Source organism: Streptomyces sp. NPDC048185 (genome assembly GCF_043202495.1).
Classification (GTDB): Bacteria; Actinomycetota; Actinomycetes; order Streptomycetales; family Streptomycetaceae; genus Streptomyces.
In genome coordinates this window covers 937927-963708 of the sequence record NZ_JBIDAN010000001.1, presented here as the reverse complement: position 1 = coordinate 963708, position 25782 = coordinate 937927, and the positions used below count along the sequence as shown (strand labels likewise).

Below are 25782 nucleotides of genomic sequence, written 5' to 3'. Positions count from 1 at the left end.
GCACCCGACCGCGACCGGGGCGGGCGCGGGGTGTGGCGCCGTCCGCTCGGACACGCGGCCGTGAGAGGCGGGGGTGACGGCCGGGTTCGGCCATCTGTGGAGCTCCCCGAGGCTCACGCCTCGCCTTGTCTGCCCATGACCTGCCTTGTCCCAAGAAACTTACGCATATGGGTGTTTCAGCTACGACAGTCCACCAGTCGTCGCCTATAGTCATGACTGTCGGTGAGCGACCCAACACGGGGCGTACACGACTGAAACAGGAACGGAGAGGTAATGCGTAAGTACCAGAAGGCCGCGGTCGTCCTGGCCATGCTCGGCAGCGCCGGTTTCCTCGGCGCCGGTGTCAGCCACGCCGGTGAGGGCCCGTCCCTCGAGAGCAAGCAGACCCAGAACTGCACGGGCGAGGTCAACAACCAGCAGGCCCTGATCGGCCTGCAGGACACCAACGTTGCCCTCAACCTCCTGGGTGTCGGCAACCCGTCGGCGGGCAACACGGCCGTGACCTGCTCCCAGGACTTTGGCTGAGGATCACTGACCAAGTGATCTGTCTCGGGGCTCGAACCCAGTCGTTCGAGCCCCGAGGCTTCTCGGCTTGTGGGCCGATTCAGTCGTTCCGCGACTCTGCCGCCGCAGGGGCGGAGGGTCGATCGCATAAGGAAAACAGGTAGATGCTCACTTCGAAGAAGATCGCAGCGACGATGGCGGCCGGAATCCTGGGCGGCTTCGCCCTGATGGGTTTCGGTGCCGTACCGGCGTCCGCCGACGAGGGTGTCGACAAGTGCGTCAAGGACGGCGACGGCATCCACTGCGTGCAGTCGCAGACCTGCGCCGGCGGAGGGCAGGTCGACTGCACCAGCGTCGTCGTCATCGAGGGCAGGAAGACGGAGTCCTGACGTCCGAAGGGCCGATCGAGGCGCCCCTGTTCACGTCGGCATCCGCCGCTCAGACATGTGTCGCTTAGGTCTATTCGCGCAGCGGAGAATGGCCGGGACCCCACGCCGGGTCCCGGCCATCGATGTGTCCGGCCCTCTCAGCGGGGCCCCGGCGCGGGAGCGGGGCCGGTGCTCAGCGCCTCCACCGCGTTGCAGTACGGCAGGTCGTCGACGACGCAGTCGGTGATGAACCGGCCGATCAGCTCCGCGGACTCCTGTCGGCGTTCGACCGTGACCAGGTGGTCCGCCTCCTTGACGGTCGTGAAGAGCGCCGAAGGCATCGTCGCGGCGAGTTCACGCCCCATCTCGGGGGTGCACAGGGTGTCGTACTCCCCCGTGAACACCAGGGTCGGCACGGCGGGGACCGGCAGGGGCCGGTAACAGCCGTGCGACACCAGCCTCGTGTTGTGCTCGACCGCCTTCTCGATCTCGTCCGGCGTCTGGTTCACGAACTGCTGCTGGAGGAGGCGCGCCACGGCCGCGTGCTTGCGGACCCGTCCGGCCTCCGGATTCGACATGAACAGCCGCACCAGCCCGGCGGCGGCCTCGTCGATGTCGCCGGCTTCGAGCGTCCGCGACAGACGCGGTACGGCATCGGTGTAGATCTCGGGAAGTCGCCTCGCCGCGCCGCAGAAGACGATGCGACGGACGTACTCGGGATGGAGCTGCGCGAAGCGGAGACCGACGACCTCACCGAAGCAGCCCCCGAACAGGTTCACGCGCGGCATGCCGAGGGTCTCCAGCATGTGCGCGACCGCGCCGGCGAGGAAGTCGATGCCGTAACGGGCGGGTACGAAGTCCGAGGTGCCGTAACCGGGAAGGTCCACGGTGACCATCGTGCACAGCGGCGACAGCCACTTCTCGTGTCCCTGCCAGGAGTACCTGTTCTGCGACGAGCCGCCGAGCAGTACCAGGGGCTCCGTCCGGGGGGCGTCCTGATGGACGATCCGGCACGTGTACCGGAAGCCCTCGAAGACGAGGTCCCGTTCCTCTGCGTCTTCCGGTACCGGAGAGGCGGACCCGTGACCCTGCGGGCTCGGTGAGTCCTGAGTGCTGATGAAGGTGGTGCGCATGGACGGCTCCGCGACGAATGGAACGACAGCGAACCAGTCCATGATGGCCAACATCATCAGTGATCGACCGTAACCACTCATTTGTGGGCGATCCTGTGAAGACGTGTACGAATAGGGCGCCTCTCGTGGCGCGGCCCGGTGTGTTCGCGAGAGGACGGCGCGGGGCGGGAGTGCGCGCGGCGAGGAGAAGCGGCGACCATGGGAAGCCTCCCGGAGGACGACCAACGCAAGGTCCTGCACGCACTGGTGCTGTTCGGCGGGCAGGCACCCGCCCGCCAGGAGGACGTACCGGAGAGCATCGCACGCTCCGGCATCCGCCCCACTCGGGCGCCGGCGGTGACGCTCACGAAGTGGCGCTTCGGAATGGGCACGATTCCGGCCCACGAACTCACCAAGTCCTTCCGCCCGCTCGTCGCCCCTTTCAGCATTGCCGACACCCGCAGGCGGAGGCTGCACTGTGCCGGCGGATGTGGTCATGCGTGGCACAACCGTGCGCCTGGTGGTCGTCGTCGGTCGTCATCGGCCACTGTCGAGCGACCCCGGGCGGCCCCGAGACGGCCCAGCGATGGAGGAGCCGTCCTCCTACTGCACCGGGCTATCGTGCCGTTGTGACAAGCGCGACGGAGCGTCCCCTCCTTTTCCTCGACGTTGACGGACCACTGATCCCGTTCGGGTCGTCGTCCGGTCGCCCTCAGGACGCTGTCACGGACGCCTCGGGAAACCCGCTGCTGACGCGACTCGACCCTGGGCTCGGATCTCGCCTCACAGCCCTGGGATGCCAACTCGTGTGGGCCACGACCTGGATGGAGGAGGCGAACGAGGTCGTCTCCCCACGCCTCGGACTGCCCAGGCTGCCCCTGGTGGAGTGGTCGGCCTCTCACGCCGACGAGGACCCGCGTGGCCTGCACTGGAAAACCCAGCACCTCGTCGAGTGGGCCGATGGGCGACCGTTCATCTGGGTCGACGACGAGATCAGTGCCATGGATCGTCTGTGGGTCGATGCCAGTCGTTCCGGGCCGTCACTGCTTCATCGCGTCGACCCGGTCAAGGGCCTCACGGACATCGACTTCACCGCGCTCACCGACTGGCTCCGACGCGTCGTACCGAGGTGAGCACCGCTTGAGGAGTTCGGTCTGACAGCGCTGTCGTTGATGTCAGCCTTGGATGTCACCTCACATCGGCTGAGTCACTTGCGACGCTTGCGTGTCTTCGCCTTGCGTTCGGCTTCCTTGCGTTTCTCGATGGTGTACGACGACCACTCTCCACGGTGCAGGTGGCATCGCGACGCACCGACCATCGCCAGCCGCCGGCACCGAGTGCCCTTCTCTGTGAGTGCTCCACACCTGGACTGCGTACGAGCCACGTCTCCCACCCCCGGTCTCGACCGTCGTGCGGACCATTGCAGGATTGCCGGGCGCATGTCCTCTGTGGAAGGCGCACTGCTCCGCGCAGTGGCGCACGGTGACCCAAGGAGGTTGCTCGGGGCGCACGATTTCCCCCGGCCACCCGCGAAAACCCGGTGACAGCCGGACAGCCCCGCCCGCGCTTGATCGTCAGAAGGGCGTCCGGGGCTTCGTCGTGGTGGCTGGTATCCGGCCTGACCAGCAAAAAAGCCCTCCCCGACGGGAGGGCAGAGATGGGCGCCCCCGGCAGGACTCGAACCTGCGGCCAAGCGCTTAGAAGGCGCCTGCTCTATCCACTGAGCTACGGGGGCCTGGTGTGGTGGCCTCGGCCGTGGTGACCGGTTCGGGTCGGTCCACGACGTTGCCGGGGACAAGGATAGGGCTCCCGGTTCCGTGTCCCTGACGCTTCGCCTCCGTGGCTCGATGTGGAGGTTCGGTGAAGCGGAACCGATAATCGCAGGCAGGTACGAATCGTGCATCGCTTTTGGCGTCTCGCGCACCGGGTGTTGTGCACTCGTTATGCCTCGACTGTGCTCGCGTCCCAGTAGTCCCTTCCGTCCGTAGTGTCCGGTCGGCGCGCAGACATGCTCATATGCTTCAGAATTCCCCTAAAATTGGGCATTCTTCCCATGTGGTGACCTTGGACGTACGGCCTCAGCTGCTCGACGCACTTTCCGCCCTGCGCGACCGTGTCGCGGCCGCACGCTTCCCGCTGCCCCTCGCCGGGGCTCCACGCGCGCGTGCCAACCGCGACGAACTGCTCGCCCAGCTCGACGACTACCTCGTGCCCCGGCTGAGAGATCCCGAAGCGCCGCTGCTCGCCGTCGTGGGCGGCTCCACCGGCGCCGGGAAGTCCACGCTGGTGAACTCGCTGGTGGGCCGGCGGGTCAGCGAGGCGGGCGTCCTGCGGCCCACGACCCGGACGCCGGTGCTGGTGTGCCACCCGGAGGACCACCACTGGTTCAGCGGCATGCGCGTGCTGCCCGACCTCACGCGCGTGTGGGTGCCCCACCATGCCCCGGACGACGATCTGCTCCTGCCCGGCGAGAACCCCACCCGCGTGCTGCGCGTCGAGACCGCGGACACCCTGCCGCCCGGCCTCGCCCTCCTGGACGCACCCGACATCGACTCCCTCGTCTCCGACAACCGCTTCCTGGCCGCCGAACTGATCTGTGCCGCCGACATCTGGGTGATGGTCACCACCGCCGCCCGGTACGCCGACGCCGTGCCCTGGCAACTCCTGCGCGCCGCCAAGGAGTACGACGTCACGCTGGTCACCGTGCTGGACCGGGTGCCCCACCAGGTGGTCGCCGAGGTGTCACGGCAGTACGCGGCGCTGCTCACCAAGGCGGGGCTCGGTCACGTTCCCCGCTTCACCGTTCCCGAACTGCCCGAGTCGGCCTGGGGCGGCGGGTTGCTGCCGGCCAGTGCCGTGGCGCCGCTGCGGTCCTGGCTCGTCCACCGTGCCCAGGACCTCACGGCCCGGCACGACGCCATGGCCCGTACGGCCTACGGGGTCCTCGACTCCCTCAAGGCCCGGATGCCCGAACTGGCCAGCGCCACCGCCGCGCAGTACGCGGCCGCGCTGCGGCTCACCGCGGCCGTCGACGGGGCGTACGACGCCGAGCACGCGCGCGTGCGGAGGCGGCTGCAGGCGGGGGCCGTGCTCGCCGGGGACGCCCTGAAGCGGTGGCGGGCCTTCCCGCTCGACTGCTCTCCCGGTGAACTCCTCGACTCGCTGGTGGAGAGCCTCGGCGCGCTGCTGCTGTGCGCCGTCACCGCCGCCGACGAACACGTCGACGAAGCGTGGCGGCGCGAGCCCGCGGCGGGCGCCCCCGAACTCACGAACCGCCCGTGGTCGCCGGAGAGCGCCGAGCACCGGATCGGGATGTCGGTACGGCGGTGGCGGCGCGAGCTGGAGGAGTACGCCGACGAGGAGGTCCGCCGGCTCGACCGCAGCCAGGCACCGGACCCGGACATGGTCGCCGCGCTCGTCGCCACCGCGCTGCTGGGCGGCAGGCGGGCGCGCAGCGCCGGGGAGGGGCTCGCCGAACGCGTCGGCGCCCATGGCGCGCTGCGGCTGCGCGACCGGGGCAGACGGCTGCTCAACGACCACATGGACCGCGTCATGCACACGGAGCGCGAGCGCCGGCTGGCTCCGCTCGACGCGCTGGAGGTCCACCCCGAGCCGCAGGCCGAACTCATCGCCGCGCTGTCCGTACTGCAGAAGGAGAGGTGACCGGTGACCGCCGTCACTGACCAGGACCCCACCGAGCACACCGACCACACGGAGGAAGCGGACCCCCTGAGCGGCCGGGAGGACCGTAGCGGCCTCGGCAGGAAACGGGATGTCGAGGAGCGCGTCCGCGAGAAGAGCGCCGGTGAGCGGCGCGCCGGGGAGGACCGTGCCGCTGAGAACGCGGGACGGGGCGAGCGCGCCCGCGACGACGAGCGTGAGCGTGCGGGGGGTGATGAGGGCGAACGCGCGGCCGGCGGTGTGCGCGAGCGTGCGGGGCGTGCCGAGGGCGGGCGTCCGGCCGGCGGTGGAGGCGAGGGCGAGCGCGGACGGAGCGGCGGCAGCGAGGACGCGCGGAGTGGAGGGAGCGAGCGGGCGGCGCGTGATGACGGTGAGCGCACCCGCGAGTCCCGTTCCCACGCGCGCGTGGCCGACGACGCCGCCCCTCGGCGTACGGACGGCAAGGAGCGCACGGACGGACAGGCACGGGCTGACCGCAAGGAGCCTAGGGACGGGGAGGGGCGGGCGGACCGCAACGAGCGTACGGAGGGGGAGGGGCGGGCGGACCGCAAGGAGCGTACGGACGGACAGGCGCGTACGGACGGACAGGGGCGGGCTGACCGTACGGAGCGCGCGGACAGTGAGGAGCCCACGGACGGCAAGGAGCGGGTGGGCGGCGCGCCGGGCGGTGTGTCGGACGGAGCCGGGGCCCGGGGTGAGGAGGAGGCCTGGGGCGACGGGCTCATCGCGCGGCGGGCGGACGAGCCGGCCGGCGGGGAGCAGTACAGCGCCGCGCCGGGCAGGCCGGCGAGTTCCTCCTCCCTGATGCCCCTGGCCTACGACGGTCACCTCAGGTCGCGGCTGGACGCGCTGCGCGAACTGGTGGGGCTCTCCCGCACCCGGCTCGACGGCGGGACGCTGGCCGAGGCGGGACGGGTCCTCGACGAGGCCGCCGCGCGGCGCAGGCTCTCCGGGCAGCACACGGTCGTCGCCATCGCGGGCGCGACCGGCAGCGGCAAGTCGCAGCTGTTCAACACGCTGGCCGGGGTGACGATCTCCGAGACGGGCGTCCGCCGGCCCACCACCGCCGCTCCCATCGCGTGCAGTTGGAGCGACGGGGCGGCCAGCCTGCTGGACCGGCTCGGCATCCCCGGACGGCTGCGCCGCCGGCCGCTCCAGCACCCGGACGCCGATTCGCCGCTGCGCGGGCTGGTCCTGATCGACCTGCCCGACCACGACTCCGCGGCCGTGCAGCACCGCGAGCAGGTGGACCGCATCCTGGGTCTCGTCGACGCCGTCGTCTGGGTCGTCGACCCGGAGAAGTACGCCGACGCCGTGCTCCACGAGCGCTACCTGCGGCCCATGGCAGGTCATGCGGAGGTCACCTTCGTCGTCCTCAACCAGGTCGACCGGCTGCCCGGGGAGGCCGCCGAACAGGTCCTCGACGACCTGCGGCGCCTGCTCGACGAGGACGGCATCGCGCTGGGGGAGTACGGCGAACCCGGCGCGACCGTGCTCGCGGTGTCCGCGCTCACCGGGGAGGGCATGGGCGAACTGCGCGAGACGCTCGGCCAGTTCGTCGCCGAGCGGCAGGCTCCGGCACGCCGCATCGCGGCCGACGTGGACGCCGCCGCCGGGCGGCTGCGGCCCCTGTACGTCACCGGGCGGCGCACCGGGCTCAGCGAGGAGGCCCGGGAGGAGTTCGCGGACCGGCTCGCCGACGCGGTGGGCGCCACCGCGGCGGGCGACGCGGCCGAGCGCGCCTGGCTGCGCAACGCCAACCGGGCCTGCGGCACGCCCTGGCTGCGGCTGTGGCGCTGGTACCAGGAGCGGCGCGAACCCTCCACGGGACGGCTGCCGCTGCGCGCCCAGGCGGACGAGGAGGCCACGGCCCGGCAGCGCGTCGAGCAGGCGGTGCGTACGGTGTCCGACCGGGCGTCGGCCGGGCTGCCGGCGCCCTGGGCGCAGGCGATGCGCGAGGCGGCCGTCCGCGGCGCCCAGGGACTGCCCGAGGCGCTCGACGAGCTGGCGGTGAGGCAGGGACTGCCGACGGGGCGCCCGCCGCGGCCCGGGTGGTGGCCGGTGGCCGTGCTGGCCCAGGCGGCCATGACCCTGCTCCAGGTGGTGGGCGGCCTGTGGCTGCTCGGTCAGATCATCGGCTTCATGTCGCCGAACCTGGGCGTGCCGGTGCTGCTGATGGTGTCCGGCATCGTCGGTGGCCCCGTCATCGAGTGGAGCTGCCGCATGGCGGCACGCGGACCGGCGCGGCGCTACGGCCACGAAGCGGAACGCCGGTTGCGGGAGGCGGCCGCCGGGTGCGGCCGGGCCCGGGTGCTGGATCCGCTGGCGGCGGAGCTGCTGCGGTACCGGGAGGTGCGGGAGCAGTACGGGCGCGTCGCGGGGACCGGCATGGGCACCGGGGTGGGGGCCGGCGTGGTGGTGGGGGCCCGGATGAGGTAGCGAAGGGGGCCTGCCGGGAGCCCTCACCCCTTCGGGTGGCGGGGTTCTCCACAGGCGGGGGACGGTCCACAGCGCTCTGCGGACCCGGACCGGGCGGAGGCAGTCTGGCCTCACGGCGATCGCGGCGGAAGCGGTCGCCGGCAGGCAGACGCAGCAGCCGTACGGGCCGGGCCCGTACGCGTGGAGGGAGGGACTCGCGATGAACGAGACCATGATCTGTGCCGTGGGCAACGTGGCGACGCAGCCGGTGTTCCGGGACCTGGCGAGCGGGCCGTCGGCGCGGTTCCGGCTGGCGGTCACCGCGCGCTACTGGGACCGCGAGAAGAACGCGTGGACGGACGGCCACACCAACTTCTTCACGGTGTGGGCCAACCGGCAGCTCGCCGTCAACGCGTCGGCGTCGCTGGCCGTGGGTGAACCCGTCGTCGTGCACGGCCGGTTGAAGGTGCGCACCGACGTGCGCGAGGGGCAGAACTGGACCTCGGCGGACATCGACGCGGTGGCGATCGGGCACGACCTCTCACGGGGGACGGCGGCGTTCCGGCGCACCAACAGGGCCGAGACGGTCGCCTCCCCGCCGCGGCCGGAGCCCAACTGGGAGACGTCCCCGGAGGATTCGGCGCCCGCCGGTGCCGAACAGCGGGCGGAGCCCGTCGCGGTGCCGTGACACCGGCGGCCCCGCGGAGGTGACCGAAGTGCGGCTTATCGGCGAAAGCGCGTAGATCAACACGGGTGGATTTGTCGATAAGCCCTGCTCGCAAGGGTGTCGGCCATAACGATTCCGAGTCGGATCACTGTTCGGACCAACATCATCGAGGGGCGCGGCGCGCCAGGTCCTTAGGATGCCGAACATGTCCTACGGGGCTGCTGATTCTGCTGGTGGGACCGTGCCCCCACGCCAACGGGTCCTGCTCGAAGGGGAATTTGGTGTTTTCTTCGCTCTCTGTCCTGTCCCTGCCCGGCCGGGGAACGGCGGCGCGACTCGCCGCCACGGTGCTGGTCTCCGCGCTCGCCGCAGCCGGCGTGACCGCGGGTGCCGCCCCGGCGGCGGCCCAGGGGAAGGCGCAGGGCCAGGGCGGGGCGGCGGCCACCATAGGCAGCCTGAAGACGTACGGCACCGCCGTCATACACGGGGCCGCCGGTGACCAGGAGGTGTCGGCCGGTCTGTTCGAGATGTCCGTCGACGGCGGCGGCATGCTGCAGACCTACTGCGTCGACATCCAGAACCCGACGCAGAAGGACGCCAAGTACCACGAGACGCCGTGGAGCGGGACCTCGCTGGGCACCAACAAGAACGCCGGCCGGATCCGCTGGATCCTGCAGAACTCCTACCCCCAGGTCAACAACCTCGCCGCGCTGGCGAAGAAGGCCGGGGTGCGCGGCGGGCTCTCCGAGCAGGACGCGGCGGCCGGCACGCAGGTGGCCATCTGGCGCTACTCGGACGACGTGGACGTCGAGGCCGCCGACCCGCAGGCCGAGCGGCTCGCGGACTACCTGGAGAAGCACGCCCGGGACCTGACCGAGCCGGCGGCGTCGCTCACGCTGGACCCGCCCGCGGTCTCCGGGCACGCGGGCGAGCGGCTCGGCCCGGTCACGGTGCACACGAACGCCGTCAGCGCGACGCTCACGACACCGGCGGACACCACCACGGCCGGGGCGCGGTTCGTCGACGAGAAAGGCAAGCCCGTCACGCAGGTGACCGACGGCACCCGGATCTTCGTCGACGTGCCGAAGGACACCGCCGCGGACACCGTCGCGCTGACCGTCCAGGCCTCGACCACCGTGCCGGTCGGCCGCGCCTTCGCCTCCGAGAGCCGCAGCCAGACGCAGATCCTGGCCGGGTCCAGCGAATCGACGGTGGCGGCGACGGCGAGCGCCACCTGGGCGGGCCAGGGTGCGATACCCGCGCTGTTCGGGGCGAAGAACTGCGCCAAGGGCGGCCTGGACATCACCGCGGTCAACAAGGGCGACGAGGCGTTCACCTTCGAGCTGCTGGACAGCGAGTACGTCATCGCGGCGGGCGAGACCCGGACGGTCACGGTCCCGCTGCCGGAGGACCGGGCCTACGACTTCGCCGTCCGCGGCCCCGCCGGCTTCGAGCAGCGCTTCACCGGCGTCCTCGACTGCCGCACCCAGAGCAGCCCGGTCGAGAAGACCACCCACACCCTCGGCCGGCCGGCCCCCGCCGCGGTGGTCGACCCCGTCCCCGACACCGACCTCGCCCGGACCGGCAGCTCCGACGCGACGCCCCTGATCGGCGGCACCGCCATCGGCCTGGTCGTGATCGGCGGCGCGGTCCTGCTGTTCGTCCGCAGGAGGAACGAGGGCGGGGAGAGCTGACCGCGCGGGGCGGCACGGGGTGAGCACCGCCGCCCGCCCGCCCGCCGCCGCCCGCCCCGCCGCCTGCCGCCCGCCCCGCCCCGCCGCCTGCCGCCCGCCCGGCCGACGGACCCGGGCCCGCCGCCCGCCCGCCTGGCCGACGGATCCGCGTGGCGCCGTCAGTAGCGGTGGCCGGGCCGGTGCGGGTCCGTCCAGCGGGCCTCGTCGGTGACTCCGGCCAGCCGTATCCGGTCCTGCGGGTCCGCCGGAGCGCCCGACTCGCGAAGCCACGCCGCGCCATGGCCGAGGAGCCGACGTCACCCTGTCTCCGCCGTCGGGCCACGAAAGGCCAGGTCAGGGCAGCGGGAGGGAACGCGTTTCCGCCCAGGGGTGGCGGTACGGCAAGATGGGGTGTATCTGCCCACTGCCTGATTAAGCTGCCGGACGGTTTCTCTTGGCTGAGTTCATTTACACCATGCGCAAGGCGCGCAAAGCGCACGGCGACAAGGTGATCCTCGACGACGTCACCCTGAACTTCCTGCCCGGGGCGAAGATCGGTGTCGTCGGCCCGAACGGTGCCGGTAAGTCGACCGTTCTGAAGATCATGGCCGGTCTCGAGCAGCCGTCGAACGGTGACGCGTTCCTGTCGCCCGGCTACACGGTGGGCATCCTGCTGCAGGAGCCCCCGCTGAACGAGGAGAAGACCGTCCTGGAGAACGTCCAGGAGGGTGTCGCCGAGGTCAAGGGCAAGCTCGACCGGTTCAACGAGATCGCCGAGCAGATGGCGACCGACTACTCGGACGCGCTGCTGGAGGAGATGGGCAAGCTCCAGGAGGAGCTGGACCACGCCAACGCGTGGGACCTCGACGCCCAGCTCGAGCAGGCCATGGACGCGCTCGGCTGCCCGCCCGGGGACTGGCCCGTGGCCAACCTCTCCGGTGGTGAGAAGCGCCGCGTCGCGCTCTGCAAGCTGCTGCTGGAGGCGCCCGACCTGCTCCTCCTCGACGAGCCGACGAACCACCTCGACGCCGAGTCGGTGAACTGGCTGGAGCAGCACCTCGCCAAGTACGAGGGCACCGTCGTGGCCGTGACCCACGACCGGTACTTCCTGGACAACGTCGCCGGCTGGATCTGCGAGGTCGACCGCGGCCGCCTGCACGGCTACGAGGGCAACTACTCCAAGTACCTGGAGACCAAGGCCGCCCGCCTCAAGGTCGAGGGCCAGAAGGACGCCAAGCGGCAGAAGCGCCTCAAGGACGAGCTGGAGTGGGTGCGCTCCAACGCCAAGGGCCGGCAGGCCAAGTCCAAGGCGCGCCTCGCCCGCTACGAGGAGATGGCCGCCGAGGCCGACAAGATGCGGAAGCTGGACTTCGAGGAGATCCAGATCCCGCCGGGCCCGCGTCTGGGCAGCATCGTCGTCGAGGTGAACAACCTCTCCAAGGCCTTCGGCGAGAAGGTCCTCATCGACGACCTCAGCTTCACCCTGCCGCGCAACGGCATCGTCGGTGTCATCGGCCCCAACGGCGCCGGCAAGACCACCCTGTTCAAGATGATCCAGGGCTTCGAGGAGCCGGACTCCGGTTCCATCAAGGTCGGCGAGACCGTCAAGATCTCGTACGTCGACCAGAGTCGCGAGAACATCGACCCGAAGAAGACGCTGTGGGCCGTCGTCTCCGACGAGCTGGACTACATCAACGTCGGCCAGGTCGAGATGCCGAGCCGCGCCTACGTCTCCGCCTTCGGGTTCAAGGGACCGGACCAGCAGAAGCCGGCCGGGGTGCTCTCCGGCGGTGAGCGCAACCGCCTCAACCTCGCGCTCACCCTCAAGCAGGGCGGCAACCTGCTGCTCCTCGACGAGCCGACCAACGACCTCGACGTCGAGACCCTCAGCAGCCTGGAGAACGCGCTGCTGGAGTTCCCGGGCTGCGCCGTGGTCGTCTCCCACGACCGGTGGTTCCTCGACCGCGTGGCCACGCACATCCTCGCCTACGAGGGTGAGTCCAAGTGGTTCTGGTTCGAGGGCAACTTCGAGTCGTACGAGAAGAACAAGATCGAGCGGCTCGGCCCGGACGCGGCGCGTCCGCACCGTGCCACCTACAAGAAGCTGACCCGGGGCTGATCGATCTTGCGGCACATCTACCGCTGCCCGCTGCGCTGGGCGGACATGGACGCGTACGGCCACGTCAACAACGTGGTCTTCCTCCGCTACCTGGAGGAGGCCCGTATCGACTTCCTGTTCCGCCCGGACAAGGACTTCCAGCAGGGGTCGGTGGTGGCGCGCCACGAGATCGACTACAAGCGGCAGCTCGTCCACCGGCACGCGCCCGTGGACATCGAGCTGTGGGTCACCGAGATCAGGGCGGCGTCCTTCACACTCACCTACGAGGTGAAGGACGGCGACCAGATCTACGTCCGCGCGTCCACGGTGATCGTGCCGTTCGACTTCCAGGCGCAGCGGCCCCGCCGGATCACCGCGGAGGAACGGGAGTTCCTCCAGGAGTACACGGACGACGAGAGCGAGAAGGCCGACGACGAGGAGGAGGCCGTCGCCGCATGACGGTCCTCCACCTCGCGGACGAGGGGGAGGCCGCCGACCTCGCGGCCTTCCTCTCCCGCCTGCTCCACTACGACCGCGGCGCCGCCGTACGCCTCCAGGCGCACGGCACGGCGCTCGCCGTCTTCGGCCGGCCGCCCTCCTTCGAGGTGCTGGCCGTGCGGGCGGTACGGCTGGCCAAGCCGTACGAGAACGGGCTCGACGTCACCGTGTCCGCCGGTGAGCTCCTCGAATCGGTGGACGAACCGGCGGCCACCGCTGCCGTGCCCGGCGCGGTCACCGGGCCGCCGTGGGCCGGCGTGCTGCCCCCGCGCGGCGGCTGGCGGCCCGAGCCGGGCCTGCCGTCCCCGGACGCGCTGCGCGCCCTCGTCTCCGCGGCCGTCGCCGAGTTCAAGTCACGGATCGGGGAACTGGCCCCCGAGAAGCGCACCCGGGCCGAGTTCGACCGGATCGGCCGGGAGATATGGTCCCGGACGGTCGCCGACACCGGACTCCCGGTGCGGGCCGTGCACGCGGCCCAGTCGCTGGGCTTCCTGCGGCCCGCGGACCCGGCCGGGGACGGGCCCGCGCTGGTCTCCTCGGGCGCGTGGCTGCGGCTGCGCACCCCGTACGGTTCCGTCGCCCTGCGCCGGGCGGGCACCGGCGCGCTGGGCCTCAGCGTGCGCTGAGCCGCGCGCGGGGTCAGGGGCGTCCGCTGTCGTCCGGCCATACGGCGATGTGGTCGGGCTCCAGTTCCAGGGCGACGCGGTCGCGCATGCCGAGGGCCCGTGTGTACTCGGCCGGCAGCTGGAGGCGGCCGGCCCGGTCGAGCATGGCGTATTCCCTGGCCACCACCGTCTCGTGGCCGGTCGCCGCGTCCACCTCGCTGCGCCGCAGGACCTCCGTGGAGGTGCGGCCGTCGCGGATGGCGACCGTGCGGCGGACCTCGCCGGCCACCGCCTGGTCGTGGGTGACGATGACGATGGTGGTGCCGAGCCGTTCGTTCGCGGTGCGGAAGGCGGCGAAGATCTGTTCCGCCGTGTGGGAGTCCAGCTCGCCGGTGGGCTCGTCGGCGAGCAGGACCGCGGGGTCGTTGGCCAGGGCCACGGCGATGGCGACGCGCTGCTGCTGGCCGCCCGACATCTGGTGCGGACGGCGGTCCCGGCAGTCGGCGACCTCCAGCAGCTCCAGCAGTTCCAGGGCGCGTTCGGAGCGGGCCCGCCGGGCCGCGCGGCCCCGGCCGCGGGTGCCCGCGAGCTGTAGGGGCAGGGCGACGTTCTGGGCCGCCGTCAGGTAGGGCAGGAGATTGCGCGCCGTCTGCTGCCACACGAAGCCGACCACCTCACGGCGGTAGGAGAGGCGGTCCTTCGCGGTCATCGTGAGCAGGTCCCGGCCGGCGACGCGGGCCGCGCCGGCGGTCGGGGTGTCCAGCCCGGCGAGGATGTTCATCAGCGTCGACTTGCCGCTGCCGGAGGCACCGACCAGGGCCATCAGCTCACCCTCCCCGACCAGCAGGTCGAGGCCCTGCAGGGCCTGTACCTCGACGCCGTCCGCGGTGAAGATGCGGACCAGGCGGTCGCAGGTGATGAGGGCGTCGTGGCCGTAGGCGGGGCGGTCACGGGAGGCGGTGGCACGGTCGGCCAGGTCGGCGAGGGTGGGATTCGTCGTCATCGGGGCCTCCTCGGCGGCAGCTGCCCTGGGTCTCTCCGGTCCGGGCGACACGGATGGTGCAGGTGATTCTTGCGGGGCCTGTGGCGGGGCCCGCCAGACTGCGTGTGGTGCATGGGCCGACTCGGGCGGTTCCTGTGGTGGCTGCTGCAACAGCAACTGCTGTGGCTGGTTCGACGCAAGGGGGTGCGGTGGCGCGGGGGCCGCGAGTGCCGGGCCCGGCCGGGGCCGTTCATCCGGAGTCACCCGCCCGCAGCTCCGTGACCGACCCGCGTCGGCCCGACCACCAGGCCTGCACCGCCGCGGCCCCCACCGCGACCACCAGCACCGCGACCGTCGGCACCGCCAGCGACCACGGGTCCGTGCGCAGCGCGGCCCGGGCCTCCGGGGACGACGCCGTCGCCAGCGCGATCGTCGTCACGTCGACGCCGGGGGAGAGCAGCCGGACGGCCGCCCAGCCGGTCAGCGCCCCGCCCGCCGCCGCCAGGGCGGCCTGGGGGAGGGACTCCAGGACGAGCAGGCGCCGGCCCTGGGACCGGGTGAGGCCCATGGTGCGCAGGCGGGCGAGCAGCGCTGCCCGCTCGGGCGCGGCGCGCAGCAGGGACAGCAGCAGGGCGAGCACGGCGTAACCGGCGCCGGCCGCCACGGCCGCCGTGTAGACGCGTTCGGCACCGGACTGCAGGGGTGAGTCGACGTACCGGGCCCGCTCCTGCGCCCGCAGGAGCACGGAGCCGGCGTCACCGGTCGCCCGGCGCAGCGCGCCCCCGTCGATCCGGTCGCCGGTCAGCAGCAGCGCCGCCGGACGGGCCGCCTCCGCGGACAGCCCGGCCCGGTCCACGACCACGAACTCGTCGCCGGAGACGGCCGGGGTGAGGTCGCGTACGAGGGCGATCCGCAGGACGACGGCGGTGCCGTCCTCCATGCGGACCCGGAACGGCTCGGTGCCGAACCGCTCGGCGGCCGTGGGCGAGGCCAGTGCCCGCAGGGGCTCCTCCTGGCCGCCCGGCTGCTTCAGGTCGTCCGCGTCGAAGGCCCCCAGATCCGTACGCGCCGCCAGCTCCGCGTAGGCGGCGGGGTCGACGCCCGCCACCGGCAGCGTCTGGCGGCCGTTGCTGGTCCTGGCCTCGTAGGCGATGCTGACCTCGGCCAGCCCGGCCACCCCCGGGGTGCGGCGGACCCGCTCGGTCAGGGCGGACGGCAGCGGGCCGGTCCCCTCCACCCGGGCGTCGGCGCCGGTGGTGAGCAGGGCGGCCCGGTCCCGGGTGTCCGCCACGCCGGTCAGGACCGAGCCGCCGAAGGCCGCCGTGGTGAGCGCGGTCAGCAGCGCGAGGAGGGGCAGCACCGCCGGGACGGACGTCCGGCCCGCGCGGGCCAGCGCCAGGTGCCCCACCGCGCCGCGCAGCCGCCCGGCACGGCGGGCCAGCCGGCGCAGCGGCAGGGGATAGACGCGCACCAGGACCAGTGCGGCGATCACCCCGACCAGCACCGGCGCGAGCGACACCAGGTCGTCGGCCGAGCTCGCCGCGCCGCGTCGGCGCAGCGTCTCGACCGCGGCCACGGCCAGGACGACGGCCGTGGCTTCGGCGACCGTACGGCGCCGGGACGGGCGGACCGACGCCACGTCGTGCCGGCCGTCGTGGACCCGGACGGTGCGGTGGGCGACGGCGGCCCGCAGGGGCAGCGCGGCACAGCCGACGACGGTGACCGCGACGGCGGCCGCGACGGCCGGGACGGCACGGGGGCCGGGGAGGGCGAGCAGCGCGGCGGCGAGGCCGAGGGCGCCCGCGGGCACCGCCGCCACCGACGTCTCGGCCAGCAGCCGCCCCACCAGTCCCCGCAGCGACGCGCCCCGGGCACGCAGCAGGGCGAGTTCCGCGCGGCGCCGGTCGGCGGCGAGGCCGGCCGCCATCAGCAGGACCACGCCGGCGACCGTGCCGGTGCCGACCGCGGCGACCGTGACCAGCGGGCCGATGCCCGAGCGCAGCCGGTCGAAGGCGGTGAACACCTCGTCCAGGTCGGTGCTCACGTCCACGTCCGGGGCGACGGCCGACCGCAGCTCACGCAGCCCCGGCCCGGACTCCAGCGCGGCGACGGACGAGGTCAGCCGGTCCAGTCGGTGGGCGTGCAGCGCGCCGGTGGCCGGCGCGAACTGCCAGTAGCGCTCGGGGGACCCCGTCGTGGTCAGCAGGACGGGGCCCGCGTCGGGGGCGAGCAGCAGGGTGCCGACCCAGTACGTGTCGGTGTCCGCGCCGGGCGGCCCCGGCACCTTCTCCAGCGAGGGGGTGCGCAGCCCGGGCCGGGTGGCCCAGTAGGCGCCGTCGGGGTCGCGCGGGGCGAGGACTCCGGTGACGCGGACGGCGAGAGGGGCGCCTCCCACGCGGGGCACGTGGATGACCGCACCGGGCTCGATGTGCAGGGCCTCGGCCGTCTCGGCGGTGACGGCGGCCTCGACCTGCCCGGTGGCCGCGGTGACGGGGGCGCCGGACCGCGGCAGCCGGCCGGTGCGCAGCCGGGCGTGGTCGCCGAGACCGTCCTGGGCGGCGAGGTGGACCTGCGGGGCCACCCCGCTGGGCCGGGGCAGCCAGGGCTCCGCGACCTCGATGCTCTCGGTGGTGCGCACCCCGTACGCCGACTGCGCCCGGTCGACGGGGAGCCGGCCGGCCACGATGCCGAGGGCGCTGTCGTAGCGCTCGCGCAGCGCGCCGGGACGCATGTCCCGCTGCCACTGCTCCAGGTCGGCGCCGGCATCGGGCCGCGCGGTGGTCAGCACCACGCCGGTCCGGTCGGGGCGGGCCTGCCGGAGGTCGTGGTGCAGGCTCGCGTCCGCGTACCGGTCCAGCGCCCTCGGGAAGGCGGCGGCCAGGCACGCGGTGAGCGCGACGAGCAGCGCCAGCGCGCAGGCGGCACCGGGGGCGGTGCGCAGCCGGGTCCGCACCCACGGGGCGGCGACGGGGTTCACGTCCGCCCACCTCCTCGTCCCACGACGAGCGGACCGTGCCCCCGTGACGGGCGCCGTGCGTTCACCTGTACCGGGCGAGGGCGGTGGGGCGGCTGCACATCGGCCGACCCCAGCGTGCGCGGTGTCGTCACCGGGTCTCGCCTCCCTGTTCCCTGAGGGCCGACGCCGGGTCCGCCCGGCGCAGGGCGAGGACCGCCGTCACCAGCAGGGGGGTGACCGCCACGGCGGCCAGGAGGACGGCGACGCGGCCCACGGGCAGGTCGACGAGCACGGCCGGCACCGGACGGGCGGCCTCCGGGGTCAGCACGATCAGGGGGATCACCGCCCGGGCCAGCACGGCACCCAGCGCCGTGCCCACCAACAGCGCCAGCACCACCAGCACGCCCTGCTCGACGGCGACCGCGCGGGCCAGCCGGCGGCGCGGGGCGCCCAGGGCGCGCAGCACCGCGAACTCGGCGCCCCGCTCCCGAAGCGACCCCGTCGCGCTCACCGCGAACCCGACGGCCGCCAGCGCCGCCGCCACCCCGGCCGCCGCGGTGAACGCCGTTCCGGGGCCCGCGCCGAACGGGTCGTCGCGCAACTGCCCGGCCAGCTCGTCCCGCGCCACGACCTGGGCCGGATCGACGTCCGGGGAGGCGCGCAGGGCGGCGGCCACCCCGGCCGCCTCACCCGGCGCCGTCCGCAGCCACCACTCGGTGGGCGTGAGGCTCTCGCCGTACCGGGCCTGCAGCACCCGGTTCACCGACCGCAGGTCGACCAGCAGGGCACCGCCGTCCCGCTCGGGGGCGCCCGTCGCGGCGGCGGTCGGCAGGGCGCGGACCGCGTGCACGATCCGCACGGTGACGGTCCGGCCGTCCAGCGCGATGTCCACCGGCTGCCCGGCGCGGGCCCCCGCGGAGTCCAGGAAGCGGTCGGTCGCCACGGCCGTGGGCTGTGGTGGCGCGGGCTGCTCGGCGTCCAGCCGGACAGTCAGCGACGCCGACTCCCAGGGCATGTCGGCCGGGACGTACCCGGTGCCGTACTCGATCACCGGCGGCCCGGATGCCCGCAGCCGGGGCCGGGTCGGGCTGGTGGGCGCGTCCGGGGGCGAGACCTGGCCGGCGCCGCGTGCGGAGGCCGTCCACGAGCGGGGCAGGGCCAGCTGCCGCACGGTGCCGTCGGCCGCCGTGGCGGTCAGCGCCTCCAGGGCGAAGCGGTGCTGCTGCGCGCGGCCGCTCGGCTGGGCCATGACCAGCTCCAGGCCGGTCACGGTCAGCGGGCCGGACGAGACGGCGAGCCGAAGGGTGTGACGGCGGCCGTCGGCGTCCAGCACGCCGGCCGGCAGCCGGTACGGCACGCCGTGAGCGTCCTGCACGGTGACGGTCACGTTCGCCGTGGTGCCCGTGTCCCCGCCGGCGCCCGCCAGACCCAGGGCCGCCGTCAGGCCCAGTCGCGCGGTGCCCTCCGGCACCCTCGCGCCCGCCGCCTCGCCCTCGGGCCCGAGAGGGGCCAGCAGTGACCGCGCGGGCACGGGGGACAGGTCGGGACGCAGCAGCATCGTGTCCACGGCGCCCGCCGTGTCCATCGCCAGCACCGTGGCCGTCCGGTCGCCCGACATCTGCAGCGTCGTGCGGGCGGCGGGGACCGCCTCCCGGACGCCCGGGACCGCCGCGTACGTCTCCGTGCGGCCCAGGCCCGCAGTGCCGGTACCGAGTACCCGCACCGGAGCGCCGGCGCGGAAGTCCGCCTGGTCGTCCTGCGAACGGTCCCAGGAGGCGCCCTGGCCGACGGCCAGCATGCCCAGCGCCGTGGCCAGGACGAGCAGCAGCACCGGGCCGGCCCCGCGCATCGGGCGGCGGCTGAGCTGCCAGCCCGCCAGCGCCGACGCCAGCCCGCGCCCGCCGGCCGCGCGGCGCTCGGCGAGCCGCGCCACCGGGGGCAGCAGGCGCAGCGTCAGCACGGTGCCGGCCAGCAGCGCCAGCGCGGGCGCCGCGACCAGCAACGGGTCGATGCCCAGGGAGCCGCTGTCGTCGCCGGTCACCGCGCCCGAGGTCTGCCGGGACAGCTGCCAGTAGGCCGCACCGGCCAGCACCAGCAGGCCGACGTCCGCACCCGCCCGCAGCGGCGCGGGCAGCGGCCGGCTCCGGCCGCCGGAGGCCAGGGAGGCGGTCAGCGCGGGCAGGGTCACCGCCAGCGCGCACCCCAGGGCGGCCACTGCGGCGACCAGCCACACCCCGGCCTCGCCGGCGACGGGCACCTCGAGCCGCAGCCCGATCCGGGCCAGCGCACCCTGCCCGGCCAGCAGCCGCGTCAGCGGACCGGCGAGCAGCGGCGCGCAGACCAACGCCGGCACGGCCAGCAGCAGTGCCTCCAGCGCGGCGAGCGATCCGAGCCGCGCCCGGGAGGCACCCCGCGCCCGCAGGAACCGCAGTTCGCCCGCGCGTTCGGCGCTCAGCAGCCGGGCCACCAGCAGCAGCGCGCAGCCCGCCAGCAGGGCCAGCTGGAGCGCCACGACGAGGAGCGTCGAGCGGGACACCAGCAGGGAACGGTCGAGCCGGTCCAGCACCTCGGGCAGGGACGTGGTCGCGGCCGTCGTACCGCTGAGGACGGGCCGGCCGCGCAGCCACGCCATCCCGTCCCGGGCCGATGCGCGCAGTGCGTCCGTGCGGTCGGCGGTCACCGTGGAGAAGTCCGCCGTCGCCAGCCACCCGGACGGTCCGGCGCTCACCCGGCCGCCGGTCAGCGCACCGGGGGCGGCGAGCAGCGGCCCGTACGTGGTGAAGCCGCCCTGCTGGACCCCGCGCCCGCCCAGGTCGTCCAGGTCCCAGTACGGGGACGCGGCGTCGGCCGGCCGGTACAGGCCGGTGACCTCGATCCGCACCGCCGGGCCGTCGAACCGGTCGGTGAGGGTGAGGCGGGTGCCGGTCCGCACGCCGAGGCGCTCGGCGGCGGCCGCCGGCAGCGCGGCCTCGGTCACCGGGCCGCCCTCCCGCGGCATCCGTCCCCCGGTGATCCGGACCTGCGACGGGTCGAGCGCCGCGAAGTACGTCAGGTCCGGGTTGTCGCCGGACCGCTCTCCGCGCGGCCGCGGGGTGCCCGGCAGGGCGTACGGGCCCGACCGCACCAGGGTGCGGACGGTGACCGGCAGCCCGCCGAAGGTGTCCCGGGCGCCCTCGCGCACGGTGGCGTCGGCGTCCGCGCGCCCGCCCTCGGGCACGTCCGCCTTGACGATCAGCGCGGTGTCGGCGGCGTCGCGCGGATCGGCGAGGGCGTGCCGCAGGGAGGCGTCGCCGATGGCGCCCGAGTAGGCGGCCAGCGTCGCCAGCACCGCCGTGGTCAGCAGGACGGTGAGCAGTGCGGCGGCGAGCAGCAGGCGGTGCGCCCGCGCGCGCAGCAGCACGAACCGCATCAGTCCCCCGCTCCCCACCGGCCGCCCCCGGCCCCGTTGTCCAGACCTCTCGGCGATGCTGTCAGAGGGGATACGGCAGGGGTAACCGTTCGAGGGGTGGACTTGACCGGATCGTGACTGGATTCCGGCGATGCGGGACCGGAATCCGCTCATCATCGAACACCGGGATCAGTGCTCCCGGTGCATCAGCTCCCTGGCGCACCGAACCCGGTGCACCGAACCCCGGTGCATCAACCCCCTGGTGCGTCAGCCCTGGGTGTTCACCATCGAGGCCGCCGCGTACGTCAGGTACTTCCACAGCGTCTGCTCGTGCTCCTCGGGCAGACCGAGCTCGTCGAGGGCCACCCGCATGTGCTTCAGCCACGCGTCGTGCGCCGCGCGGTCCACGGTGAAGGGGGCGTGCCGCATCCGCAGGCGGGGATGGCCGCGCCGGTCGCTGTACGTCGTCGGGCCGCCCCAGTACTGCATCAGGAAGAGCGTGAAACGCTCCTCCGCCGGGCCCAGGTCCTCCTCGGGGTACATCGGCCGCAGGACCGGATCCTGGGCGACCCCCTCGTAGAAACGGTGGACGAGCCGGCGGAAGGTCTCCTCCCCGCCGACCTGCTCGTAGAAGGTCTGCTCCTGAAGCGTGCCGCGCCGAATCTCATTCACGCCGTCCATGGTCTCAGACGGGGCGGCATAGGCCTCGGGACTTAGGACCTCCCGCCCGCGGAGCACCCACGGCGGCCGCCGGGCCCTACTGTGGAGGCATGGGCGGGCACCGGGACCTGGCAGGCCTCGCCGCCTCCGCGCGGGCGGAGCTGGTGCGCGAGATCGAGCTGAGCGGCGCCTGGGCGGCCGACCCGGTCTGGCGGGAGGCCTTCGAGGCGGTGCCGCGCCACCTCTTCGTACCCTCCTACTTCGTCGGCGTCCGGGGCGGCTACGAGCGCAGGTGGGGCGAGCACCCCGACCCCGCGGCCCGCGAGCGCTGGGTGCGCGGCGCGTACGCAGACGTCCCGCTCGCCACCCGGCTGCGCGACGGCGAGCTGCTCTCCTCCAGCAGCCAGCCGTCGCTGATGGCGATGATGCTGGTGGAGCTGGACGTGACGGACGGCGACCGGGTCCTGGAGATCGGCGCCGGCACCGGCTACAACGCCGCCCTGCTGGCCCACCGGCTCGGCGACGACGACCTGGTCACCACCGTCGACCTGGACCCCGACATCACCGAGTCGGCCCGCCGTCACCTGACCGCCGCGGGCTACCACCCGGCCGTCGTCACCGGTGACGGGGCGCGCGGGGTGCCCGAACGCGCCCCCTTCGACCGGGTCATCGCCACCTGCGCGCTGCCGACGGTCCCGCGGGCCTGGCTCGCCCAGTGCCGGCCCGGCGGACGCATCCTGGCGCCGCTCGCCACCGGTCTGGTCGCGCTGACCGTCCGCGACGCCGGGCACGCCGAGGGGCACTTCCTGCACACGCCGGCCTACTTCGTGCCGCTGCGCGGCACCGGGCGGACCGAGCCGGAGCGGCCGGGCCTCGGCGGGGTGCCGCGCCGGGCCCGCGACGACGACCTGTTCCGGTTCCTGCTGGCCCTGACCCGGGGGAGCCTCGACCCGCAGGAGGCGTACGCGCTGTGGGAGCGCGAGGACGCCCCACGGCGCGAGCGCTACGGCATCACCGTCCGCGGCGAGCGGGCCTGGGCCTGGCTGGACGACCCCGAGGGTCCGTACGCCTGGTCCTTCGCCTGACGGCCCGGGCCTGCCTCAGCCGCGGCGGACCGTGATCGTCGTCCAGGCGCCGACGTGCACCCGGTCGCCGTCCTGGAGCGGCACCGGCACGAAGGGCTGGATCGGCTCCTCGCCGCCGTTGACCGTCGTGCCGTTCGTCGAGTTCTGGTCGACGACCGCCCAGCCGCCGTCCGGCTGCTGCACCAGCATCGCGTGCTGGTGCGAGACGCCCGGGTCCTCCGGCGGCACCGCGAGATCGATGTCCGGGGTGTCGCCGGTGGAGTGCCGGCGGCGGCCGATCGTGATCTGGTTGCCGGTGAGCGTGCGCTGCTGCTCCGGCGAGTACGCGGGCAGGTTCAGGCCGGCGGCCTCGGGGCCGGAGCGCTGCATCATCGCCATGAAGTACTCGCGGTCCGGACCGATGGTCGCCGTCCAGGTCGCCGGCTGCTGGGGACCCGGCGGGAAACCGTGGCCGGGAGGGGCCTGGGTGGCACCGGGCTGCGGGTAGCCGTAGCCGCCGCCGGGGCCGCCGGGGCCGCCGGGGCCACCAGGACCGCCGGGGCCGCCCGGGCCGTGCGGGCCGGGACCGGCAGGGCCTCCCGGGCCACCGGGACCACCGGGGCCGGACGGCGGGGAGAGCACCCAGTCGTCGTCACCGCCGCCGAAGGACGGACCACCGCCCTGCTGCGGGCGGCCGGTCTCCTGCGGGTAGCCGGGCGGGGCCGGCGGCGCGGACTGCTGGAACGCCTGCGGAGGGCCGCCGGGACCGCCGGGGCCACCAGGACGTCCGGGGCCTGCCGGGCCACCAGGCCCGGGCGGGGGCGGGACGGGGCCGGGCGGCGGCGGGACCGGGCGCGACGGGTCGGCACCGAAACCGGGCGGGGCCGGCGGACCGGCAGGACCGCCCTGGCCCGCGGGACCGGGGTAGCCGTAACCGGACGGGCCACCCTGGCCACCGGGACCGGGGTAGCCGGCGGGGCCGTTCGGGCCGCCGGGACCGTGCGGGCCGGGGCCGTTCGGACCACCCGGTCCGTGCGGACCGGGACCACCGGGACCACCGGGACCTGCCTGGCCGCCCTGGCCGGGACCACTGGGCATGCCGGGGCCGCCCGGGCCGTGCGGGCCGGGCACGCCGGGGCCTGCCTGGCCGCCCGGGCCCGACGGGTCGCCGCCGAAGGGCGGGCCCGGCGGGATGGGCTCGGCGGGCCGGTTCATCTGGGACGGGCGGGAGCCCTGGTAGTCGTACGCGTCACCGCCGCCGTAGGACGGTCCGCCCGGCGGCTGCGGGAACCGGGGCCCCGGGCCGGGCGCCGGCGGGCGCGGGGCCGCCGGGGTGTACGAGGTGGCGGTGTTGGTGAGGAAGTTCCACCGGCACTCCTCGCAGAACGGCGCACCGCCCTCGCGGGGCGTGCGGCACTGCGGGCACAGCTGCGGTTCCGCGGCGGGGCCGCCCGGACCACCCGGACCACCCGGACCACCCGAACCGCCCTGACCACCGGGACCGGCGGGCGGCGGGAAGCCGTAGCCCCCGCCCGGGGGCGGTGGCGGGGGAGGGGGCGGCACGGCACCGGCCATGCGGTGACCGCAGACCTCGCACCAGTCGTCGGAACCCGACTGGTGTCCGTTCGGGCAGGTCGGCATGTCGGAGCTTCCCCCTCTTGCGGAGCTTGTCGCTGTGTAGTCCTGCGGTACTGCGTTCACTGCGTCACTTCTTCACGCGAACCGTCTTCGTCGACCGGGTCTCGAGAGTCATCTCGTCGGCCTCCTCGACCTTCGCCTTCAGTCGCACAGTACCTGCCACCGCGTCGACCACGTCCACCACCTTCGCAAGCAGTTTCGCCGTATCCGCGTTTCCGGAGGCTCCGGCCAGCTGGACGGCGCGGCCCAGTTTGGCCGTTGCTCCGTCGATGTCTCCCGCTTTGCGCAGATCCAGTCCCTGCTGGATGACTTGTGCCAGTTCGGCCTGCCCGGTGTAGTGGGCGACCTGGGGGTTGATCGACGTGGACGCGGCTACGTCGTCCGTCCACACGGCGCGGACGAGTCCCTGGGCGCCGAGGTTCCGCACCGTTCCCCCGGGCTCGGGGACGACCAGGGAGACGCGGGCCGCCAGCATCTCCCGGCCGATGTCCGCGGCCGGCACCTCCACGCAGACGTGGTAGTCGCGGGACTCGTCGCCCCAGGACCCGATGGGGTAGTCCCCGGCACGCGGCCCGGCCTCGGTGCGGCGGTCGGTGAGCTCCTCGACGGTGGGGGCGACCTGCTTGACGAACCTCACCGTGGTGCCGACGGGGGTCCACAGGCGCAGGGCCACGTCGGCGACCTCCTTGCCCATGGCCGTCTCCATCATCCGCGTGAAGTCGGCGGCGAGGCCCGCCGGGTCGGCGACGATGTCGGCGGTGCCGAGAAGGGCGGAGGCGATCCCTGTGACTTCTTTCACTTCCCAGTCGATGCCCACGCCACGGGCGTCACAGGTGAACCGCCCGGCGCAGGCGTCGAGCGCCGCCTTCAGGTCCTCGGGCGACTCGTGCTCGTTACGGCCGTCGGTGAGCAGGATGCCGTGCCGGATGGCGACGTCGGCCGTGGACAACAGCCGGTCGGCCAGCCGCAGCCAGGTGCCGATGGCCGTGCCGCCGCCCGCGCTCAGCCTGCGCAGCGCCTGCTTGGCCTGCTCCCGGGTGGTGGCGTCGGCGACCGCGAGGCGGCCGTTGCCGGGATAGACCTCCGAGGCCACGTGCGTGCCGCCGACCACGGTGAAGTGCACGCCGTCGCGCAGGGTGTCGATCGCGGCGGCCGTCGCGTCCCGGGCGTTGCGCATCTTGGCCGGCGGGTAGTCCATCGAGCCCGAGCAGTCGACCATCAGCGCCACGGCGGCGGTCGGCCCCCGGCCCGGCGCGTACAGATGGGGCGCGGCCACCGCGCTGCCCACGGTGCCGCCGCCGGTCGCGGTGACCGTGACGATCGCGTTGACCTCGCGCCCGCCCTCGGGCAGATACTCGTTCTGGTAGACGTCCACCGAGAACTGCGGCACGTTCGGCTTCGAGAAATTGGCCATGCCGGATCGCATCCCCCTCTACGTCCCCCACGGTGGTGGGGTGATGGCTGGTGGCG

At 73.9% G+C, this 25782-nt stretch carries 19 protein-coding genes and 1 tRNA gene; 12 read left to right on the top strand and 8 right to left on the bottom strand.

Annotated features, from left to right (window positions below; all coding sequences use genetic code 11):
- The first annotated feature begins 273 nt into the window (after positions 1-273).
- On the top strand, positions 274-525 hold the full coding sequence (locus ACGF3H_RS04265; protein ID WP_362492052.1) for a hypothetical protein: 252 nt from the start codon (positions 274-276) through the stop codon (positions 523-525).
- Positions 526-668: 143 nt separating this feature from the next.
- Positions 669-893 carry a hypothetical protein gene (locus ACGF3H_RS04260; RefSeq protein WP_362492054.1) on the top strand — a complete coding sequence of 75 codons (225 nt, stop codon included), beginning with the start codon at positions 669-671 and terminating at the stop codon, positions 891-893.
- Positions 894-1030: 137 nt separating this feature from the next.
- Here ACGF3H_RS04260 and ACGF3H_RS04255 read toward each other — a convergent pair whose 3' ends face one another.
- Positions 1031-2005 carry an alpha/beta hydrolase gene (locus tag ACGF3H_RS04255; RefSeq protein ID WP_362492056.1) on the bottom strand — a complete coding sequence of 325 codons (975 nt, stop codon included), beginning with the start codon at positions 2003-2005 and terminating at the stop codon, positions 1031-1033.
- Positions 2006-2203: 198 nt separating this feature from the next.
- Between ACGF3H_RS04255 and ACGF3H_RS04250 the strand changes: the two genes are divergently transcribed.
- Together ACGF3H_RS04250 and ACGF3H_RS04245 are read left to right on the top strand one after the other, a co-directional pair.
- Entirely contained in the window at positions 2204-2617 is a 414-nt protein-coding gene (locus tag ACGF3H_RS04250; RefSeq protein ID WP_362492058.1) for a DUF5958 family protein, read from the top strand.
- Entirely contained in the window at positions 2614-3117 is a 504-nt protein-coding gene (locus ACGF3H_RS04245; RefSeq protein WP_362492060.1) for an HAD domain-containing protein, read from the top strand. Before ACGF3H_RS04250 ends, ACGF3H_RS04245 begins: the two co-directional genes overlap by 4 nt.
- 529 nt (positions 3118-3646) lie before the next feature.
- Here ACGF3H_RS04245 and ACGF3H_RS04240 read toward each other — a convergent pair.
- A tRNA-Arg gene (locus ACGF3H_RS04240) sits at positions 3647-3719 on the bottom strand.
- A gap of 320 nt (positions 3720-4039) precedes the next feature.
- Between ACGF3H_RS04240 and ACGF3H_RS04235 the strand changes: the two genes are divergently transcribed.
- The 7 genes from ACGF3H_RS04235 (at position 4040) to ACGF3H_RS04205 (ending at position 13645) form a co-directional block, all read left to right on the top strand.
- Positions 4040-5647: a dynamin family protein gene (locus ACGF3H_RS04235; protein WP_362492062.1), complete on the top strand. Its 1608-nt coding sequence runs from the start codon at positions 4040-4042 to the stop codon at positions 5645-5647.
- Positions 5648-5650: 3 nt separating this feature from the next.
- The gene (locus ACGF3H_RS04230) at positions 5651-8104 is read left to right on the top strand and encodes a GTPase (protein ID WP_362492065.1); all 2454 of its coding nucleotides are present in this window, start codon (positions 5651-5653) and stop codon (positions 8102-8104) included.
- A gap of 199 nt (positions 8105-8303) precedes the next feature.
- Positions 8304-8771, top strand: a complete 468-nt coding sequence (locus tag ACGF3H_RS04225) for a single-stranded DNA-binding protein (protein WP_362492067.1) — start codon at positions 8304-8306, stop codon at positions 8769-8771.
- A 260-nt stretch (positions 8772-9031) separates the two neighbouring features.
- Positions 9032-10444 (top strand): Cys-Gln thioester bond-forming surface protein, encoded by a 1413-nt coding sequence (locus tag ACGF3H_RS04220; RefSeq protein ID WP_362492069.1) that lies wholly within the window; start codon positions 9032-9034, stop codon positions 10442-10444.
- A 433-nt stretch (positions 10445-10877) separates the two neighbouring features.
- Entirely contained in the window at positions 10878-12542 is a 1665-nt protein-coding gene (ettA, locus tag ACGF3H_RS04215) for an energy-dependent translational throttle protein EttA (RefSeq protein WP_362492071.1), read from the top strand.
- A 6-nt stretch (positions 12543-12548) separates the two neighbouring features.
- Positions 12549-12980: a thioesterase family protein gene (locus ACGF3H_RS04210; RefSeq protein WP_362492073.1), complete on the top strand. Its 432-nt coding sequence runs from the start codon at positions 12549-12551 to the stop codon at positions 12978-12980.
- Entirely contained in the window at positions 12977-13645 is a 669-nt protein-coding gene (locus ACGF3H_RS04205) for a hypothetical protein (RefSeq protein WP_362492075.1), read from the top strand. The genes ACGF3H_RS04210 and ACGF3H_RS04205 overlap by 4 nt, the downstream gene beginning before the upstream one ends.
- 13 nt (positions 13646-13658) lie before the next feature.
- Here the strand turns inward: ACGF3H_RS04205 and ACGF3H_RS04200 are convergent, their stop codons facing one another.
- The 4 genes from ACGF3H_RS04200 to ACGF3H_RS04185 all read right to left on the bottom strand — a co-directional run bounded on the left by ACGF3H_RS04200 (position 13659) and on the right by ACGF3H_RS04185 (position 21631).
- Complete coding sequence (locus tag ACGF3H_RS04200; protein ID WP_362492078.1) at positions 13659-14627, bottom strand: ABC transporter ATP-binding protein; 969 nt, start codon at positions 14625-14627, stop codon at positions 13659-13661.
- 229 nt (positions 14628-14856) lie between these two features.
- Complete coding sequence (locus ACGF3H_RS04195) at positions 14857-17583, bottom strand: FtsX-like permease family protein (RefSeq protein WP_362492081.1); 2727 nt, start codon at positions 17581-17583, stop codon at positions 14857-14859.
- 127 nt (positions 17584-17710) lie between these two features.
- A complete protein-coding gene (locus tag ACGF3H_RS04190) occupies positions 17711-20971 on the bottom strand; it encodes an FtsX-like permease family protein (RefSeq protein ID WP_362492083.1) in 3261 nt (1086 codons plus the stop codon).
- 246 nt (positions 20972-21217) lie between these two features.
- Positions 21218-21631 carry a globin gene (locus ACGF3H_RS04185; RefSeq protein WP_362492086.1) on the bottom strand — a complete coding sequence of 138 codons (414 nt, stop codon included), beginning with the start codon at positions 21629-21631 and terminating at the stop codon, positions 21218-21220.
- An 89-nt stretch (positions 21632-21720) separates the two neighbouring features.
- Between ACGF3H_RS04185 and ACGF3H_RS04180 the strand changes: the two genes are divergently transcribed.
- Positions 21721-22695, top strand: a complete 975-nt coding sequence (locus ACGF3H_RS04180) for a methyltransferase domain-containing protein (RefSeq protein WP_362492089.1) — start codon at positions 21721-21723, stop codon at positions 22693-22695.
- A gap of 15 nt (positions 22696-22710) precedes the next feature.
- On the opposite strand, the gene ACGF3H_RS04175 is transcribed toward ACGF3H_RS04180, so the two are convergent.
- Both ACGF3H_RS04175 and ACGF3H_RS04170 read right to left on the bottom strand, forming a co-directional pair.
- The gene (locus tag ACGF3H_RS04175) at positions 22711-24315 is read right to left on the bottom strand and encodes an FHA domain-containing protein (RefSeq protein WP_362492091.1); all 1605 of its coding nucleotides are present in this window, start codon (positions 24313-24315) and stop codon (positions 22711-22713) included.
- A gap of 64 nt (positions 24316-24379) precedes the next feature.
- Positions 24380-25726 carry a VWA domain-containing protein gene (locus ACGF3H_RS04170; RefSeq protein WP_362492094.1) on the bottom strand — a complete coding sequence of 449 codons (1347 nt, stop codon included), beginning with the start codon at positions 25724-25726 and terminating at the stop codon, positions 24380-24382.
- Between the last annotated feature and the right edge of the window lie 56 nt (positions 25727-25782).

Coding starts and splice junctions, on each gene's coding strand:
- ACGF3H_RS04265 (WP_362492052.1), top strand. CDS start 274: ATGCGTAAGTACCAGAAGGCCGCGGTCGTCCTGGCCATGCTCGGCAGC.
- ACGF3H_RS04260 (WP_362492054.1), top strand. CDS start 669: ATGCTCACTTCGAAGAAGATCGCAGCGACGATGGCGGCCGGAATCCTG.
- ACGF3H_RS04255 (WP_362492056.1), bottom strand. CDS start 2,005: ATGCGCACCACCTTCATCAGCACTCAGGACTCACCGAGCCCGCAGGGT.
- ACGF3H_RS04250 (WP_362492058.1), top strand. CDS start 2,204: ATGGGAAGCCTCCCGGAGGACGACCAACGCAAGGTCCTGCACGCACTG.
- ACGF3H_RS04225 (WP_362492067.1), top strand. CDS start 8,304: ATGAACGAGACCATGATCTGTGCCGTGGGCAACGTGGCGACGCAGCCG.
- ACGF3H_RS04205 (WP_362492075.1), top strand. CDS start 12,977: ATGACGGTCCTCCACCTCGCGGACGAGGGGGAGGCCGCCGACCTCGCG.
- ACGF3H_RS04200 (WP_362492078.1), bottom strand. CDS start 14,627: ATGACGACGAATCCCACCCTCGCCGACCTGGCCGACCGTGCCACCGCC.
- ACGF3H_RS04190 (WP_362492083.1), bottom strand. CDS start 20,971: ATGCGGTTCGTGCTGCTGCGCGCGCGGGCGCACCGCCTGCTGCTCGCC.
- ACGF3H_RS04185 (WP_362492086.1), bottom strand. CDS start 21,631: ATGGACGGCGTGAATGAGATTCGGCGCGGCACGCTTCAGGAGCAGACC.
- ACGF3H_RS04180 (WP_362492089.1), top strand. CDS start 21,721: ATGGGCGGGCACCGGGACCTGGCAGGCCTCGCCGCCTCCGCGCGGGCG.
- ACGF3H_RS04175 (WP_362492091.1), bottom strand. CDS start 24,315: ATGCCGACCTGCCCGAACGGACACCAGTCGGGTTCCGACGACTGGTGC.
- ACGF3H_RS04170 (WP_362492094.1), bottom strand. CDS start 25,726: ATGGCCAATTTCTCGAAGCCGAACGTGCCGCAGTTCTCGGTGGACGTC.